Below are 15,873 nucleotides of genomic sequence, written 5' to 3'. Positions count from 1 at the left end.
CTCTGTCGCTTTCAGGCATAATCTGTCCCCGTGGCTGCTGTTTGAAGTAGCCATTTGATATACCGAGACCGGAGCTTCTGTTTTCCATGATTAACTGGAACGAGATCGATACCGTCCTGCTGGATATGGACGGCACCCTGCTGGACCTGCACTTTGATAACTACTTCTGGCTGACCCATTTGCCCAAACGCTACGCCGAAACCTACGGTGTGGATGAGTCGGAGGCCATGGCCAAGCTGGAGGCGCACATCAAGGCGCACGAAGGCACGCTCAAGTGGTACTGCCTGGAGTTCTGGTCGGAATCACTGGGGCTGGATATCCGCAAATTGAAGGAAGAAGTACAGCACAAGATTCAGATTCGCCCGTTTGTGGTGGAGTTTCTGCAGGCCTTGAAGGCACAGAACAAACGTCTGGTTCTGATCACCAATGCCCACCCGCAGAGTCTCGATCTCAAGCTGGAAATCACCGCCATCGACCAGTGGCTGCATATGGTGATCTCTTCCCACGAATTCCAGCAGCCGAAAGAGGCGCAAGAATTCTGGCAGGCGCTGCAGGAGCGCGAACCCTTTGATCCCGAGCGCACTTTGTTTGTCGATGACACCCTGCGCGTGCTTGATTCCGCGCGGGAATTCGGTATCCGTCATTTGTTGTGTCTGCATCAGCCGGACAGCCAGCGCGAGCACCGCCAGATCACCGAATACCCTGCCATCCACCATTTTGATGAGGTGATGCCCCGTTGAGTGAGATGGCTAACGTTTGATGGAAATGGCTAGCGTTTGAGAGAGACAGCTAAAGTGCATGAACGAGGGTGCCAGTGAATGGATAAGGTACGATTAGACAAATGGCTGTGGGCGGCGCGCTTTTTTAAAACCCGCAGCTTGGCCAAGCAGGCCATCGACGGCGGCAAGATTCACTGCGACGGTCAGCGAGTGAAACCCAGTAAAGAGATTCCTCTGGGGGTGAAGCTGACCATTCGTCAGGGCTGGGATGAAAAGGTGGTTGAGGTTATTGCCCTGTCGGATCAGCGCCGCGGCGCGCCGGAAGCGGCGCTGCTCTATAGGGAGACCGAAGACAGTATTGCCAAGCGCGAGGCCGAAGCGGCTCAGCGCAAATTGATTCGCGGTGCGGGTGTAGGGCCTGAACGGCGCCCCACCAAGAAGCAGCGACGTCAGATTCATCGTTTTCTGGAGCAGGATGATTCCTGAACCGGCTCTTTATCGAGCGGTTTCGGACGGTTTATCAAGCGGTTTGGGGCAGTGTGTTGAGCGATTTGGGACAGTGAATGGAGGAAGTCTTTTGAGTACAGGGACGCTACACAGCGGTTTTCGCAATCTGTTCAGTCTGGTGTTGTTTGGGTTGTTGTGTCTGAACGTGCAAGCTGCTGGTAATACCAGCGTTGAGCGGCTGAAGGACGCGGTGGTGAAAATTCACACTACCTCGACTCCGGCGGACTATTTCACGCCCTGGCGGTTGTTGAATGCCAAGCAGAGCAGCGGCTCCGGCTCGGTAATCAGCGGCAACCGGATTCTCACCAACGCCCATGTGGTGGCCGATGCCACCTACATTCAGGCGCAAAAGCACGGCGATCCCCACAAATACCTGGCGCAAGTGGCGTTTATCTCGCACGAGGCGGATCTGGCGATTCTGGAAGTTCTGGAACCGGGCTTCTTTGACGGTCTGCGGCCTCTGGCGGTGGGCTCCCTGCCTGAGCCATTGCAAGATGTGTCCGTGTTTGGCTATCCGTTTGGCGGTACCACGCTGAGCATCACTCGCGGTGTGCTGTCGCGCATTGAGCATCAGTACTACGCCCACGCCGGTGGCTATTTCCTGGCAGGGCAGATCGATGCCGCCATCAATCCCGGCAATAGCGGCGGTCCGGTGATTGTGGATAACAAAATTGTCGGTGTGGTGATGCAGAGCAACACCAGCGGTCGGGCGGAGAATCTCGGCTATTTTGTGCCCCCCAGTGTCATCAAACACGTACTGGAAGACGCCAAAGACGGTCGTCACGATGGCTTTCCGGACCTCGGGTTCCGCACTCAGGATCTGGAGAGCCCCGCCATGCGTCAGGCCTACGGGGTGGCGGATCGGGATGGCGGCATTTTGGTCGCCCACGTGTTCGAAGACTCCTCGTCCTCGGATAAAATCCTGCCCAATGATGTGATTATGGCCATTGATGGCTTTGACATTGCCGACGACAGCAGCCTCGAATTCCGCAATAACCTGCGCACCAACTTTAAGTACGCCATCGATCAGTATCACCGCGGGGATGAAGTCGATATTCATCTGGTGCGTGACGGCAAAGAGGTCAAGGTAACGCTGATAGCCGGCGCCAATCGCAACTTCAGTCTGGTGCGTGAGCAGGCGTTCGAGCAGACGCCGGAATATCTGGTGTATGGCGGGGTGGTGTTTGTGCCGCTGAACATGAATCTGATCAAGCGCTGGGGCGCCGACTGGCATCGGCAGGCGCCGGTGGCGTTTCTCAACGCTCGCGAAACCCGCTCCAGCGCGGACAAAGAAGAGCTGGTGGTGGCGTTGAAGGTGTTGGCGGCGGATGTGAACCTGGGGTATCACGACTGGAAGAACTGGATTCTGGAGTCCGTCAATGGTGTGCCGATTCGCAACTTTGAGGATTTCTGTGAGCAGATAGTGAATGGCACAGAAGCCAATACTGTTTTCCGCGATGAGGGAGGCTTTCAGATGGTACTGAATCGTCAGCAGGCTCTGACCAGCGAACAGGTAATTTTGCAGCGTTACCGCGTTCCCCGAGCCAATGGTTGTCATGTGGCAGTGGAGGATGGAGAGGAGGCAGCGCCGTGAATTCATTAGCATTCAGTCGATCAGCATTCAGTCGATCGGTATGGAAGCGGGCAGCGCTCTTGGGGCTTCTGGTGATGCTGTGTGGCTCGGTGAGCGCCGAGATTTATCAGTGGCGCGACGCCAGCGGCAAGCTGCATTTCAGTGACAAAAAGCCGAAACAGCAGGCGGCGAAAGACATCTCGCATACGGTCAGTGATATCAACATGGACGACAGTGCCGTGGAGCGGGAAAAGCTGGAGCGGCTGTTCAAGCCCGAAACTCCGGAGGAGAAAGCTCTGCGCCAGAAGGAGGCGGGGCGTCAGGCCAATCGGGAAGAAAAACAGCAAAAGCAGTGTGAACAGGCGCGCAACTATCTGGATGCATTGAAAGGCCCGGTGTACTTCGTCCGTGAAGATGGCAGCAGTTACGACATCAGCGAAACAGAGCGGCAGCAGCGGGTGGCAGCGCTGGAAGGGCAGATCAAACGCCATTGTCTGTGATGGCGGTCTGCACAGTCAGGCTAACAGTTCGCTCGGACTATCTGTTCTCTCAGGCTATCTGAAAAGACGCAAGCCGTGATAAAATCGCGACCCGATTGACGAGTGACCCGAGATACCATGCCCAGCTGTGATTTAATGCAACGCTTCCTCTTTGACCAGACCGACATCCGCGGTGAAGTGGTCACTCTTTGCGACAGCTATCAGCAAGTCCTTGAAAACAATCAGAAATTACCTTCACGGGTACAGTCGCTACTGGGCGAGTTTGTCGCCGCAGTGAGTCTGTTATCCAGTACCTTGAAGTTTGACGGCATCCTGACATTGCAGGCGCGGGGCGATGGTCCGCTGCCACTGATTATGGCTGAATGCAGTCATCACAAGGCGGGTCGCGCCATCGCCGAAGTCGATCCCGAGGCGGACTTTTCGGCGTTTGAAGGTCAGAATCTGCAATCTCTGGTGGGGTCCGGCATGCTGGCGATCATCATCGATCCCGACAAAGGCAGTCGTTATCAGGGCATTGTGCCGCTGGATCACCCGGATCTCAGTGCTTGTCTGCAAGGTTATTTTGACCAATCCGAACAGTTGCCCACTCGATTCTGGCTCGCCAGCGACGATAAAGCCGCGACGGGTTTGATGCTGCAGGCCCTGCCGCAACAGGTGGCCAGCGCCGATGACAATCGCGATCAATGGGAAACCGTGGTCCAGTTGGCCAGCACTCTCAAAGATGAAGAGCTGCTGACCTTGGAGCACACCGAAGTGCTCTACCGTTTGTTCCACGAAGAGCAGGTGCGGTTGTTTGACCCCGCCGCGGTGCGGTTTGAGTGCAGCTGCTCCCGGGAGCGATCCGCTAATGCCTTGGTATCACTGGGCCGCAACGAAGTGGAAGCACTCTTGGCAGAGCAGGATCTGATCAGCATCGACTGTCATTTCTGTAACCAGACCTACGCGTTTGGCGCGCAAGACCTCGATGAAATCTTTGGCGGTGAACAGCATTCATTGCATTGATTAAAAAAGCGGCAGAATGGGATCGATTCGCATATTGTTTTCTGACATAATGGCGCCCCCAAAATTCTAACTATTCTCCGGACAACGTATCCGGGGAAAGAAAATACTGACTATGACTGCCCTGTGCGATGGTTTTGGCTCCCGGCTAAGGCCTGCACGTTAGGGATTAACAGGCCACAAGCTGACAGGACTATTAAAGAAATGACACAGATTGATGATGCGGCTCCGACCGTTTACACCGACCTTACGACTGCCGAACTGGTCGAGCAGGCTCTGAAGCGTGGTGAGGGTTATCTTTCTCACACCGGTGCTCTGGTTTGCGAAACCGGCGAGCGTACTGGTCGTTCACCTGCTGATCGCTTCACTGTTGATGAGCCTTCTACTTCTGAAAGTATCGATTGGGGCTCTGTAAACCGTCCTTTCGCTGCTGACAAATTCGATGCTCTGTGGAGCCGTGTTGAAGAACACCTTTCCACGGTTGATACGTTTGTGTCACACCTGCACGTGGCTGAAGATCCCGAGCACTACCTGCCAGTTAAAGTCTCTACCGAGACTGCCTGGAACAACCTGTTCGGTCGCAACATGTTCATCCGCACCGAGAATTACAACCCGAAGGGCAAGGAAGAGTGGAGCATCCTGCATGCAGCCAACTTCCAGTGTGATCCAGAGCGCGACGGCACCAATTCCGAAGTGGCTGTGATCGTGAACTTCGCTCAGCGCAAAGTACTGCTGGCTGGCGCTCGCTACGCGGGCGAAATGAAGAAAGCCATGTTCTCCGTACAGAACTTCCTGCTGCCTGAAAAAGACGTTATGCCTATGCACTGCTCGGCTAACGTTGGCAAGGAAGGCGATACTTGCTTGTTCTTCGGCCTGTCCGGTACCGGTAAAACCACCCTGTCTGCTGACCCTGAGCGTTACCTGATCGGTGATGACGAGCACGGTTGGGCGAAAGGTGCGGTCTTCAATATGGAAGGCGGCTGCTACGCCAAAACCATCGATCTGTCTCAAAAGAACGAGCCTGTAATCTGGGATGCCATCAGATTCGGCGCCATCGTTGAGAACGTGGTTCACAACGACAAGCGCGAGCCTGATTACTGCGACACCAGTCTGAGTGAGAACGGCCGTTGTTCTTACCCGCTGGAGCACGTTGAAATGCGCGTTCTGGAAAACCGTGCCGGTGAGCCAAAGAACGTTATCTTCCTGACCTGTGATGTAACCGGTGTTCTGCCTCCTGTTTCTATCCTGTCCAAAGAAGCAGCGGCTTACCACTTCCTGTCCGGTTACACCGCTCGTGTTGGTTCTACTGAGGTAGGTGCCGAAGCCGGTATCAACCCAACCTTCTCTACCTGTTTCGGTGCGCCTTTCATGCCGCGTCCTGCGCGTGAATACGCCGAGCTGCTGATGAAGCGCATCGAAGACTTCGGTTCTAACGTCTACCTGGTGAACACCGGTTGGACTGGCGGTTCCGGTGGTGCTGGCGGTGCAGGTTCACGCTTCCCAATCCCTGTGACCCGTGCGGTGGTTGCTGCGTGTCAAAACGGTTCTCTGGAAGGCGTTGCCACCGAGACTCTGGGCGTAATGAACTTGCAGGTTCCTGTTGAGGTTCCTGGCGTTGATGCCGGCTACCTGAACCCGCGCAATGCCTGGACTGATCAGGCTGCTTACGACGATGCCGCTGCCAAGCTGGCAGGTCTGTTCGCTGAAAACATCAAGAAGTTTAACGTCAGCAGTGACGTTGAAGCGGCGGGTCCTAAAGCGTAATGCTAAAGTGATCACCACAGCTTGATGTGAAAAAGGCCGCTTACGCGGCCTTTTTTGTGTCTGCTGTCTGGTGATCCGTCTGCCTTGTTTCGAGGTCCGCTAGATAGCGGTGGGTATGCGTCGGTCTTAACTTGTGGCCTGGTGTGGGATGTTAAATGACGCTTTCGTACAGAGTGTTAAATTGCCCGCTGCTGAGCACTTGATCATCCTGTCGCAACAGAAAGGAACAACTGGCCGCCTGTGGTTGTTGTGCCAGCAGGGTGACTTCCACCTGACAGGGCTGTAGTGGACGAATTCCCGGTTGCGTCCGGTAGCAGATCATTTCCCGGATTCCGATAATCATTGCCTTGCGAAATCCGCGGGTTGCGTCGTTCCCGTTTTCATGGCGCAGAGACAGGATGCCATGACAGGCGAGTGCCTGTGCGGCGTATTCAAGCGCAGCCCAGCAGGAAAGCCAGCCATCGCGACCGAGAGGGTGAGGTTGTTGTGGAGTGGCGAGGCAGGCAATCCGCTGTGGCTCCCAGGTCAGTACCTGTTGCAGCAGGCGCATACTGCCTGAGTGAGGCAGCCTCTCATAGACATCGGAAAGCTCTTCAGGTATTTCCAGCGAAGCCTTGCTGTCAGACGCTATTGCCGCTGAGTCGAACGTGGTCGGGGGTACGTATTTCGGTTCTGTTACAGTATAATTCAGCACCCCTTTGACCACCGGACTGCCTTTTTCTGTGCCGATAAAACGGTATTCAGCGGGACTTTTTTGCTGATACTGGACGTCAAGTTGTTGGCCGGGCTCCAGCGGGGCACTCAAGCGAATGTGTTTTGCGGTATTGATGTCCAGGCCGGTTTCCTGTGATAGCCGGTGCGCAACTTCATCCAGCAATAACGCGGCAGGCACCATCGGCATGCCGGGAAAGTGTCCGGGTATCGCAGGGTGCGTGTCTGGAATTATCAATGGGTTTTGCATGCTGGCCACCGTCTAGGGAATAGTCGTTAATTATGAACAAAGTATTGGTCGTACACTATTCCCAAAGTGGGCAACTCAGTGACATCGCCAGGCAGTTTACCCAGCCGTTGGTGGATGCGAAAGATGTGACGGTGGAATTCGAGAATGTCTGTCCGCAAACACCCTACCCATTTCCCTGGCCATTCTTCCGTTTTCTGGATACCTTCCCGGACTCGGTGTATTTGGATCCACCCCCCATCCTGCCGCTCAAGGTGTCCGCGAACGAAGAGTTCGATTTGATCATCATTGCCTACCAGGTCTGGTTTTTGTCACCATCTTTACCGATGACGGCTTTTATGCAGAGCCGAACAGCCAAAAAACTGTTGAAGGACAAGCCGGTAGTGACTTTGATTGCCTGTCGCAACATGTGGCTATTGGCTCAGGAAGAAATGAAAAAAATGATCGCTGGTTTGGGCGGTCGTTTAGTCGGTAATGTAGCGCTGGTCGATGAGGCCGGTAGTGTTGGCAGTTTTTTAGCTACGCCGGTGTGGGTGCTGACCGGTAAAAAAGGACCGCATCTGGGCGGCTTGATTCCGAAAGCCGGTGTTGCGCCAGAGAAGGTGAAACGCTGTGACCGTTTTGGAGCTCGCATTCTTCAATGGTTCCGTGAAGGCCGGACGTTGGATCAGGACTTATTAAAAAACCTGGGTGCGGTGCAGGTCGAAGAGTCGTTGATTGCCAGTGAAAAAACCGGTCGCCGTGCGTTTAGGTTGTGGGGACGATTGTTTCGGGCCCTGGGACCTGCCGGGGCGTTATCCCGCCAATGCCTGTTGGTGGTTTACGCCGTTTTTCTGGTGGTATTAATCCTAACGGTCGTGCCACTGAACATGTTGTTGAACAAATTACTGGCTCCTCTGATGCGCAAGCGTATTGAAGCTCAGAAAGCCTACTTTGCCGAGCCTTCGGGCTCTGCTTCTGAAATCGTCGATGATCCGATCGTGCGGGTTCAGGAAAGCGAATACATTAGATAGTCTGTTATGAACTCTGTATACATTAACGATATTGCTGTTTTACTGCCCAATCAGCCGGTGGATAACGACAACATGGAGCGGATACTTGGTCAGGTTGGCAGCCGGCCTTCCCGTGCCCGTCGTTTAATTTTGCGCAGCAATGGCATTCGCTCACGCTACTACGCGATTGATCCGGAAACCGGTGCAGCGACACACAATAACGCCCAGTTGACAGCCGCCGCGATTAAAAATCTGGAAAATGAGGCCTTTACGCTGGAGCAGATGGACTGTCTGGTGTGCGGTACCAGCATGCCCGATCAGGTGATGCCCAATCATGCGGTGATGGTGCATGGGGAGTTGGCATCATCCAGTTGTGAGGTCGTGGCTACCGCGGGTGTCTGTGTTGCCGGCATGACGGCGTTAAAGTATGCCTGGATGGGAGTGGCCAGCGGCCAATATCAGAATGCAGTAGCGACGGGGTCTGAAGTGGCTTCGGCGGTGTTGCGCAGTCATCTGTATGAAAAAGAAGTAGATGCAAAAATTGAAGCGCTGCAGAGTCATCCAGAGATTGCTTTTGAGAAAGATTTTTTGCGCTGGATGCTATCCGATGGCGCAGGCGCAATTCGACTGCAACCCAAGCCGGCCACTGCGGGTTTGTCGTTGCGCATTGACTGGATGTTCCAGCGTTCCTATGCCAACGAGCAGGACGCCTGTATGTACAGCGGGGCTCAAAAGACTGAAGATGGCCACCTGGTCGGCTGGAAAGAGTGCGCACCGGACACCTGGCTGTCCGACTCGGTATTTGCAATTAAGCAAGACGTGAAGCAACTGAATGAAAACATCATTCACTATACCGTCGAGAAACCTCTGGCAGAGTTGATTGAAGACAAGCAGCTGCGAAGCGCCGATGTGGATTTCTTTTTACCGCACTACTCTTCGGAATTTTTCCGAGACAAGTTGGCAGCGGCATTATCGTCAATGGATTTCCACATTCCGTTTGATCGCTGGGCCACTAACCTGACCACCAAAGGCAATACCGGATCGGCTTCCATCTACATTATGCTGGAAGACTTGTTTCGCTCCGGTCGCTTACAAAAAGGTCACAAAATTTTGTGTTATGTGCCGGAAAGCGGCCGTTTTTCATCATCATTTATGATGTTGACGGTCTGTGATAATCAGGGATGATATGAAAAAAACAGAGGTACCTCAGGACCATTCCCAGTCGTTGGCCGGACAGCGAAAGCCTCTCTATGTGCTCGATGAAAACGGACGCTACACCACCGAATTGTCCAGTGGTTGGGACGCAGAAGAAGTCGTTCTACATCAGGCTTTGGAGCAATTCCAGCAGCAGGCTAAAGACGCGTTACGTCGAGGCATCGCTGGCGAAACCTCGCCACTGGAATATCACATGTACACCAAACGTATGGATGTGACGGTGTTGGCGCAGAGTACCGGTCTGTTTAAGTGGCAGGTGAAGAGGCATTTCAAACCCGCCGTCTTCCATCGTTTGTCGACAAATAAATTGTCCCGTTACGCTTACGTTCTTGGATTATCCGTTGACGAACTGCAACAGCTTCCTGCGACCGGAGTGGATGCTGATGAATAGCATGGCGTTTCAACATCAGCAAACAGCTCATTGCGAAAGTGGAACTGCTGCGGCCCTGCTTCGGCATGCAGGACTGGATCTGTCGGAACCGATGGTTTTTGGTTTGTCGGGGGCGTTGACCTTTGCTTATCTACCGTTGCTGAAAGTGGGTGGCATGCCATTGATGGCCTATCGATTGCCACCGGGGCGTGTGATTAAAGGTCTGACATCACGCCTGAACATCGATATGAAGTATGAACGCTTCCGGCGACCGGAACAGGGCATGGACGCGTTAAACAATCATCTGGATCAGGGGCGCCCGGTCGGGCTTCAAACTTCGGTGTTTTGGTTGCCGTATTTCCCGGAAGATATGCGTTTTCATTTTAACGCCCACAATCTGGTGGTGTACGGCCGTGATGACGATCGCTATCTCATCAGTGATCCGACGTTTGAAAAGCCGGTGGAAGCGGATTATGAATCCCTGCAGCACGCCCGTTTCGTTAAGGGAATGCTGGCTCCCAAAGGCTTGCTCTATTATCCAAAGACCATTCCGCAAGCGCCTGACCTGGGTGGTGCCATTACCAAAGCCATTCGCGGCAACGTCAATATGATGCTGCGTACACCGCTGCCGATCATCGGTGTGCGGGGCATTCGTTTTGTCGCCAAGCGAATCCGTAAACTGAGCGCTGCTAGAGACGACGCTTTTGGCAAACTATTCATTGGTCACATGGTGCGTATGCAAGAAGAAATCGGTACCGGGGGCGCGGGTTTTCGTTTCCTTTACGCATCCTTTTTGCAAGAGTCGGCGGCCATCCTGAATAACCCGGCATTGGCCGACGCCTCACTGTTGTTTACTGACATCGGTGATGAGTGGCGACGCTTTGCATTATTCGCAGCAAAAATGCTGAAAGGACGCATGCCTCTGGATTATGGCAAGTTGGCGGATCAGCTGTTAGTGGTTGCGGATATGGAAGAGCAGGGCTATCGCAAACTGGGTGAAGCCCTGTCCGAATAAACGGATAGCTAACCTGACTTTTTGATTCGGATTGCGTGAAAGCGATGATCTTCATCGCGGTGCAGGGTGATCAATGTGGTCGGAGCGCCGGTCTCTTTCAGCCTTTCGTTCTCCGCAAAATGCGCAATGACTCCGGCGGTGAGTGCGGGCGAATAACACATTTCCAACCTCATTGATGGTAAATACGACGGCCAGGCTGCTATCAGGGAATCCAGCTGGTTTTGCGCTTGAGCCTGTTCCCTGGTGAGCGCCTCAGCCGATAGAATACTCGAGTAATGCATAAACCTGTTTCGGATGGTGTCTTCGGGAGTGGCGCTCAACCAGTCAATGGCCTCGCGTGCATCACCGAGTGTGATCACTTCCTCTATGGTCGCTAGAGATCTTTCCCCATCGCTCTCCCCGTGTTCTGATATCGAACGACGAAGCAACAACCAGTGACTGGCTTCGGCGAGGGAAGTGCTGGCCTCAACGTTGAGTCGTTGGCGATGATCCGTCAGTGGGTAGGGCATTTCATCGGCGATGCCGACAAGAATCTGCTGGGTGTTTCGGCTGTTCAAATCCAGTTGAGCCATTTGCAGCACCGCTTCCGTGGAGGCATCGGCTCGGGACAAGAACAGATTTTTGCCTTCCAGTCCGAGGTTTTTCCCCACGTAGTATCCCGCTGAATTGCTGAGCGTGTTGATAAAGTGAGCCGGTTTGGGGATCTGTCCGTGCTTGATCATTTGTGTTTGGACATTGATGGTATTGCTGACAGAAGCGAAGCGGGAGCCAATGTAGAGGCCGGTATTGGTTTCGAGTTCCATATCCTGAACGCAGCGGCTTGAGCCGATCAGGCACAGTTGGGTAAAGCGATCGATACGACGGAAATGTTGGTTACAGGTTCGCTTTACCTCGTGCTTTAACGTGTCGGGTTCAGAGTTGTCATCCACGGGAGCGTAATAATTGCCGACGGCCACAATATCCAGCATCAGATACTTGCTCCGGAACGTAAAATCAAACTGCAATTGTTACCACCAAAGCCAAAAAAATTCAGCATGTAGTGTCCAGTAGGGGCGCTCTGTGGTTGCCGGGAGGGGATGACGTCCAGCGTCGGGTCGCTGTCAGTAAAACCCGCGCTGGCAGGCAATTGTCTCTGTCGCAGGCAGCCGGCCATCAACACGGTTTCCAATACCCCGCAGCTGCCCAGTGTATGACCGATGTAGGACTTCAGCGAAAAAAACGGCGGTACCTTGGTAAAGGTCCTGCGCATTCCGGCCGCCTCCCCGTCATCATTGAGCGGACTGGCAGTGCCGTGAGCTTTGACGGCGATAATGTCTTCCGGTTGCAGCTGGCAGGTATTCAAAGCCTCCTGCATTACGGCTGCAATAGATGAGCCGTCGGGGTTAGATGCTGAGATAGAGTGGCTGTCGCATCCGCTGGCACCGCCACTGACAATAATGCCGTTGTTCTCCGTGGTGGTGGCTTTTAACAGGATGCACGCGCAACCTTCACCCAGCACCAGTCCGCTGCGATCTATATCGAATGGTTTCATGGCTTCGTGCGTGAGTAATTGCATGCCGTAGAAACCTGACAGGGTTGTGACGTTAAACGTTTCCAGACCGATCACCAGTGCGTACTCGTGATGACCCTGAGTGATGCTGTCCACGGCGCTGAGCAGAGCATTGGCTCCAGCGGTGCAGGCTGTATTAAATGTGAAATCCGGACCGTTGAGTTGATACTTTTTGCGCAGGTGTTTTGAAATCAGAGTGAAGCCATCCAGCGGCAATGGTTGTGCCGGAGTGCCACTTTGATCTTCATTTTCGAGAGCCTGGCGGTAGATCGCTTCACCAATACCTATGCCATAGGACGAAGAGCCGATAAAAATGGGCAGTGTCTTGCGTTTCGCCGATGAGATTTCGCTATTGGCAAAAGCTTCTTCCAGGGCCCGGTCGAGCAGGGATTGAAAATGCTTAATGGCGTCTTGGTCGGATGAGTTGCCTGCAGACAGGAAAGCCGCTTCCACGGGTTCGTTAAAGCCTTCCAGTGATTGCAGAGCAAACCTTCCCTGGCCGGTATTGAGCGCGTCCAGATTCGTTGCCAGACCCTCCCCCAGAGTGCTGACAATGCCGCTTCCTGCAATTCCGGCCTTCACGGTCATAGTGCTTACCCTGCCAGAATAAAGTCAGCCAGCGCATCCACTGACGCGAGCGCCATGCGGGTCTCGTTGCCGCTGTCGATGTGTTTTCCGTATCGGCTTTTGACTTCGAGAGAAATACTGAGGGCATCCAGTGAATCCAGATCGAGACGGCTCTCTTCGCCGATCAGACGCTCGTGATCATCAATCTCATGGCTCTCCACATCCACATCACACTCTTCGACAATGAGTTGTTTCAGCTCGCTGAGCAGTTGTTGTTTGCTTGAATTGTCTGTCATCGTCTCGGCCTGCAAAAAATCAGTAGTGGTGTATAAAAAGGTCTGTGTAAATTCAGGAGATTATAAAAGGCTAAAGTCTCAGTGCGACTGTCTGCGTAGGGAAGCCCAGGCAGACAGTGCCAACATTGCCAGCGCAAAGCCCAGCAGTGCTGCGGCTTCCGGCATAACATCCATCAGTGTGCCGTTGCGCAACAGAATATCAAAAAATCCATCCAGTCCCCACGCCATCGGCGAAGCGTCGCTCAGGGTTTGCATGACCGGCGGCATGATAAAGCGAGGCACCATCACGCCGCCGATGGCGGCCATGATGATATTGCATATGCCTGAAAAAATAGTCGCCTGTTCAATGGTATTGGCCACCTCCGCCACCAGCAGGGCGTAGGCCACTGCGGCGAGACTGGCGCAGACGGAAATCAGGGCGAGTCCACTCGGGCTGTTACCCAAATGCAGGCTGTCGCCACCCAGTGCCGGCACCAGATACACGCCGATCAGCAGCATGATCACGACCTGTAAAAGGTTGATGCAAAAATAGGGAATCAACTTGCCCAGCAGCATTAAGTGGCGTGGAAATTCCATGGTGCGCAGTCGGTCAAGCGTGCCTTGCTGGCGCTCATTGATTAATGTGGTCGACAACGGGATGGCGATAAAAAACATGGCAAACAACATCCATGCCGGCACATTTTGTTGCACGGAGGAGGGCTGAACATTACCGGAACCGTAGAGTGAGCGGGTGTTAATAAAGTTACCGCTTTTGATGTCGTCGGTAAGGTCAGGCTCGTTTAGTGAATCACTCAAGGCTTTGGCCAAAAACAGCTCGTTCAGTTTTTGCTGCAACTGCGCTTCTACCAGCTGAGCCAGGACCGGCGTTACACCGGGAGCTGTTTCCAGGGATACCGGCTTGCCATTCTCGGACAGCTTTTGCTCAAAGTCGGGCTGGATAATGATCAGAAACTTGGCGCCATCTCTGGCGACTTCAGCGCGTACGACCTCCTCACTTTGAGCACTGTGCAAGCGTTCAAAATTACTCAGCTGTTCAATCTGCTCGACGAACTTTTGACTGGATGTGTTGTTGTCTTTGTTGAGCAGATAGTACTCAATATCGATGTTTTGATTGCTGGCGTACTGATTCTGCAGTGCAAATGTCATGATCAGAATAAACAGCGCAGGCATGGCGAACAGTAACAATAGGCCGTGTAAATCCCGTTTTAGCAGGCGCAGTTCTTTGACGACAAAATTCAGTAATTGATTCATGGTCAGTCTCGCAGCGCTCGGTGGGTGAGATTCAGAAACAGCTCTTCGAGGTTGTCTGAGCCATAGCGCAGCCGATGAACCTCGACAGACTCCCGCTGCAATGCAGTCATGACCTGGTACAGATCATCATTGCTTGAAACCGGCAGCACCAGTTGCAGGTTGTGTTCATCGTAGGGCGAAGCTGATGAGAGGGCAGTGTGCTGTTGTGGCGTTAGAGGTTTACCAAGTTCAATAAACAAGGTGTCGTGACTTTGGGCATCCAGCAGTTGTGTTAAAGGTCCTTGTATCAGCACCTGGCCGTGATCAATGATGGCAATATCCGTACACAGGTGTTCGACCTCTTCCATGTAGTGCGAGGTATACACCACGGTAGTACCGTCTTGGTTCAGTCGTTTAATGGCTTCTAAAATAAAGTGACGGGAATGCGGATCGATACCCACCGTTGGCTCGTCCAGCAGTAACAGACTGGGTTGATTCAGCAGGCCGATGGCCAAATTGAGACGTCGTTTTAAACCGCCGGACAATGTCTCCGCGCGATCTTTGAGGCGATCGCTGAGTCCGGTGACTTCCGCAATCGTCTCTATACGTTGACGGGCATCGGATTTTCCGAGCCCCAGTGCCGCCGCAAAAAACTTCAGGTTTTCAATCACCGACAGGCGAAAATAAAACGCGTATTCCTGTGGCACCAGTGCAATGTCCGATTTACGCAAAGACCGGCTTTTACTGATGTCCTGCCCGTTTATGCTCACAGCGCCTTCGGGGCAAGGGAGCAATCCGCTGAGGATAGACAGCAAGGTAGTTTTGCCTGCGCCATTGGGGCCGAGCAAACCAAACAGGCTGCCTTTGGCAACGTTCAGGTCTATGTGCTTGAGTGACGCTGTCGTCGCCCCCTGATATTGATAATGTAATTGCTTAATGGAAATCACGTATCGACCTGATTTGGGCAAATAAAAGAGCAGGAGTTGGCAAAAGAGCCCCGATGATGGGTGCTATAAAAGAAAAGGGATGAGCATCTTGTTCGACTGCTGGTAACGCAGATAATTTTCGCCAAAGAATTGCCGGTTTTCCTTTTCTTCCGCCAAAATGGTACAGATCAGAAAGAGGCTGACTTCGGTGGCGATGGCTGCACTCAACAGCGATGGATCCTGAAAAAACAATCCCCAGCCCAGTAGCAATAAAGAGGTATACATGGGGTGGCGCACGTAGCCATAGACGCCGTCGGTAATTAGCTGCAAGGTGTTTTCAAAGGTGAAGTTTTCCGGAGCGTCCTGACGCTTTGCCTGTCCGGCCTGCTTGAGCTGCCTCAGTGAGATGATGACAACAGCCAGTGAGCTGAGCATCAGTGCGCCGGAGATAAGACGCATCGGGCTCAGCAGATCCCGGTCGTCAAACTGGATATTGAGCAGAGCCAGAGCCAAAATGCCTTCGAAGGCAAAAAAACGATAAAAGCCGTGGCAGCGGGGATTCAGCAGTTGATGGCGGCAAATCACCAGCAGGATGCCGCTGACGATCAAAAATATAAGGGTTTGTGGTGTGATCATAGCTTGGGGCAAGTCTGTTGTAGGTTATGTCGAGAGCGCGGTGCTCTTGAGCCCAAG

The 15,873-nt window shown here is 53.4% G+C and carries 17 protein-coding genes; 10 read left to right on the top strand and 7 right to left on the bottom strand.

All coding sequences use genetic code 11. The features are described 5' to 3' along the window. Nucleotides 1-86: 86 nt before the first annotated feature. From yrfG to ACTG33_RS00170, 6 genes are all read left to right on the top strand, one after another. Nucleotides 87-740, top strand: coding sequence for a GMP/IMP nucleotidase (gene yrfG, locus ACTG33_RS00195; protein ID WP_439133139.1), 654 nt, complete (start codon nucleotides 87-89; stop codon nucleotides 738-740). A gap of 78 nt (nucleotides 741-818) precedes the next feature. Next, complete coding sequence (gene hslR / locus ACTG33_RS00190; protein WP_439133138.1) at nucleotides 819-1,205, top strand: ribosome-associated heat shock protein Hsp15; 387 nt, start codon at nucleotides 819-821, stop codon at nucleotides 1,203-1,205. Nucleotides 1,206-1,296: 91 nt separating this feature from the next. Beyond that, nucleotides 1,297-2,820, top strand: coding sequence for a S1C family serine protease (locus ACTG33_RS00185; RefSeq protein ID WP_439133137.1), 1,524 nt, complete (start codon nucleotides 1,297-1,299; stop codon nucleotides 2,818-2,820). Then, complete coding sequence (locus ACTG33_RS00180; protein ID WP_439133136.1) at nucleotides 2,817-3,299, top strand: DUF4124 domain-containing protein; 483 nt, start codon at nucleotides 2,817-2,819, stop codon at nucleotides 3,297-3,299. The genes ACTG33_RS00185 and ACTG33_RS00180 overlap by 4 nt, the downstream gene beginning before the upstream one ends. 135 nt (nucleotides 3,300-3,434) lie before the next feature. Beyond that, the gene (hslO, locus tag ACTG33_RS00175) at nucleotides 3,435-4,301 is read left to right on the top strand and encodes an Hsp33 family molecular chaperone HslO (protein WP_439133135.1); all 867 of its coding nucleotides are present in this window, start codon (nucleotides 3,435-3,437) and stop codon (nucleotides 4,299-4,301) included. A gap of 201 nt (nucleotides 4,302-4,502) precedes the next feature. Continuing rightward, entirely contained in the window at nucleotides 4,503-6,062 is a 1,560-nt protein-coding gene (locus ACTG33_RS00170) for a phosphoenolpyruvate carboxykinase (protein ID WP_439133134.1), read from the top strand. Nucleotides 6,063-6,213: 151 nt separating this feature from the next. Here the strand turns inward: ACTG33_RS00170 and ACTG33_RS00165 are convergent, their stop codons facing one another. Beyond that, nucleotides 6,214-7,023 carry a hypothetical protein gene (locus ACTG33_RS00165; protein ID WP_439133133.1) on the bottom strand — a complete coding sequence of 270 codons (810 nt, stop codon included), beginning with the start codon at nucleotides 7,021-7,023 and terminating at the stop codon, nucleotides 6,214-6,216. A 32-nt stretch (nucleotides 7,024-7,055) separates the two neighbouring features. Between ACTG33_RS00165 and ACTG33_RS00160 the strand changes: the two genes are divergently transcribed. From ACTG33_RS00160 to ACTG33_RS00145, 4 genes are read left to right on the top strand one after another with little or no spacing between them, the layout of a single operon-like run. Beyond that, nucleotides 7,056-8,033 carry a dialkylrecorsinol condensing enzyme gene (locus ACTG33_RS00160; protein WP_439133132.1) on the top strand — a complete coding sequence of 326 codons (978 nt, stop codon included), beginning with the start codon at nucleotides 7,056-7,058 and terminating at the stop codon, nucleotides 8,031-8,033. Between the two features lie 6 nt (nucleotides 8,034-8,039). Further along, the gene (locus ACTG33_RS00155) at nucleotides 8,040-9,197 is read left to right on the top strand and encodes a beta-ketoacyl-ACP synthase III (protein ID WP_439133131.1); all 1,158 of its coding nucleotides are present in this window, start codon (nucleotides 8,040-8,042) and stop codon (nucleotides 9,195-9,197) included. 1 nt (nucleotide 9,198) lies between these two features. Further along, a complete protein-coding gene (locus ACTG33_RS00150; RefSeq protein WP_439133130.1) occupies nucleotides 9,199-9,618 on the top strand; it encodes a hypothetical protein in 420 nt (139 codons plus the stop codon). Continuing rightward, nucleotides 9,611-10,612, top strand: coding sequence for a BtrH N-terminal domain-containing protein (locus ACTG33_RS00145; RefSeq protein WP_439133129.1), 1,002 nt, complete (start codon nucleotides 9,611-9,613; stop codon nucleotides 10,610-10,612). Before ACTG33_RS00150 ends, ACTG33_RS00145 begins: the two co-directional genes overlap by 8 nt. Before the next feature lie 8 nt (nucleotides 10,613-10,620). Here the strand turns inward: ACTG33_RS00145 and ACTG33_RS00140 are convergent, their stop codons facing one another. The 6 genes from ACTG33_RS00140 to ACTG33_RS00115 all read right to left on the bottom strand — a co-directional run bounded on the left by ACTG33_RS00140 (nucleotide 10,621) and on the right by ACTG33_RS00115 (nucleotide 15,816). After that, entirely contained in the window at nucleotides 10,621-11,580 is a 960-nt protein-coding gene (locus ACTG33_RS00140) for a beta-ketoacyl synthase N-terminal-like domain-containing protein (protein WP_439133128.1), read from the bottom strand. Beyond that, entirely contained in the window at nucleotides 11,580-12,749 is a 1,170-nt protein-coding gene (locus ACTG33_RS00135; protein WP_439133127.1) for a beta-ketoacyl synthase N-terminal-like domain-containing protein, read from the bottom strand. The genes ACTG33_RS00140 and ACTG33_RS00135 overlap by 1 nt, the downstream gene beginning before the upstream one ends. A gap of 5 nt (nucleotides 12,750-12,754) precedes the next feature. Then, on the bottom strand, nucleotides 12,755-13,024 hold the full coding sequence (locus ACTG33_RS00130; protein WP_439133126.1) for an acyl carrier protein: 270 nt from the start codon (nucleotides 13,022-13,024) through the stop codon (nucleotides 12,755-12,757). Nucleotides 13,025-13,102: 78 nt separating this feature from the next. Further along, entirely contained in the window at nucleotides 13,103-14,275 is a 1,173-nt protein-coding gene (locus tag ACTG33_RS00125; RefSeq protein ID WP_439133125.1) for an ABC transporter permease, read from the bottom strand. A 2-nt stretch (nucleotides 14,276-14,277) separates the two neighbouring features. Then, nucleotides 14,278-15,201: an ABC transporter ATP-binding protein gene (locus ACTG33_RS00120; RefSeq protein ID WP_439133124.1), complete on the bottom strand. Its 924-nt coding sequence runs from the start codon at nucleotides 15,199-15,201 to the stop codon at nucleotides 14,278-14,280. Nucleotides 15,202-15,264: 63 nt separating this feature from the next. Then, the gene (locus ACTG33_RS00115; protein ID WP_439133123.1) at nucleotides 15,265-15,816 is read right to left on the bottom strand and encodes a methyltransferase family protein; all 552 of its coding nucleotides are present in this window, start codon (nucleotides 15,814-15,816) and stop codon (nucleotides 15,265-15,267) included. Nucleotides 15,817-15,873: the final 57 nt, after the last annotated feature.

The organism is Pseudomaricurvus sp., from assembly GCF_965662505.1.
Taxonomy (GTDB): domain Bacteria; phylum Pseudomonadota; class Gammaproteobacteria; order Pseudomonadales; family Cellvibrionaceae; genus Pseudomaricurvus.
The sequence above is the reverse complement of the archived record's forward strand: the minus strand, read 5'-3'. Positions and strand labels throughout refer to the sequence as shown.

Excerpts from the sequence above, each read along its gene's own strand:
- ACTG33_RS00115 (WP_439133123.1), bottom strand. The coding sequence starts at position 15,816 with ATGATCACACCACAAACCCTTATATTTTTGATCGTCAGCGGCATCCTG.
- ACTG33_RS00165 (WP_439133133.1), bottom strand. The coding sequence starts at position 7,023 with ATGCAAAACCCATTGATAATTCCAGACACGCACCCTGCGATACCCGGA.
- ACTG33_RS00130 (WP_439133126.1), bottom strand. The coding sequence starts at position 13,024 with ATGACAGACAATTCAAGCAAACAACAACTGCTCAGCGAGCTGAAACAA.
- ACTG33_RS00135 (WP_439133127.1), bottom strand. The coding sequence starts at position 12,749 with ATGACCGTGAAGGCCGGAATTGCAGGAAGCGGCATTGTCAGCACTCTG.
- hslO (WP_439133135.1), top strand. The coding sequence starts at position 3,435 with ATGCAACGCTTCCTCTTTGACCAGACCGACATCCGCGGTGAAGTGGTC.
- ACTG33_RS00155 (WP_439133131.1), top strand. The coding sequence starts at position 8,040 with ATGAACTCTGTATACATTAACGATATTGCTGTTTTACTGCCCAATCAG.
- ACTG33_RS00125 (WP_439133125.1), bottom strand. The coding sequence starts at position 14,275 with ATGAATCAATTACTGAATTTTGTCGTCAAAGAACTGCGCCTGCTAAAA.
- hslR (WP_439133138.1), top strand. The coding sequence starts at position 819 with ATGGATAAGGTACGATTAGACAAATGGCTGTGGGCGGCGCGCTTTTTT.
- ACTG33_RS00160 (WP_439133132.1), top strand. The coding sequence starts at position 7,056 with ATGAACAAAGTATTGGTCGTACACTATTCCCAAAGTGGGCAACTCAGT.
- ACTG33_RS00145 (WP_439133129.1), top strand. The coding sequence starts at position 9,611 with ATGAATAGCATGGCGTTTCAACATCAGCAAACAGCTCATTGCGAAAGT.
- ACTG33_RS00170 (WP_439133134.1), top strand. The coding sequence starts at position 4,503 with ATGACACAGATTGATGATGCGGCTCCGACCGTTTACACCGACCTTACG.
- ACTG33_RS00140 (WP_439133128.1), bottom strand. The coding sequence starts at position 11,580 with ATGCTGGATATTGTGGCCGTCGGCAATTATTACGCTCCCGTGGATGAC.
- ACTG33_RS00150 (WP_439133130.1), top strand. The coding sequence starts at position 9,199 with ATGAAAAAAACAGAGGTACCTCAGGACCATTCCCAGTCGTTGGCCGGA.
- yrfG (WP_439133139.1), top strand. The coding sequence starts at position 87 with ATGATTAACTGGAACGAGATCGATACCGTCCTGCTGGATATGGACGGC.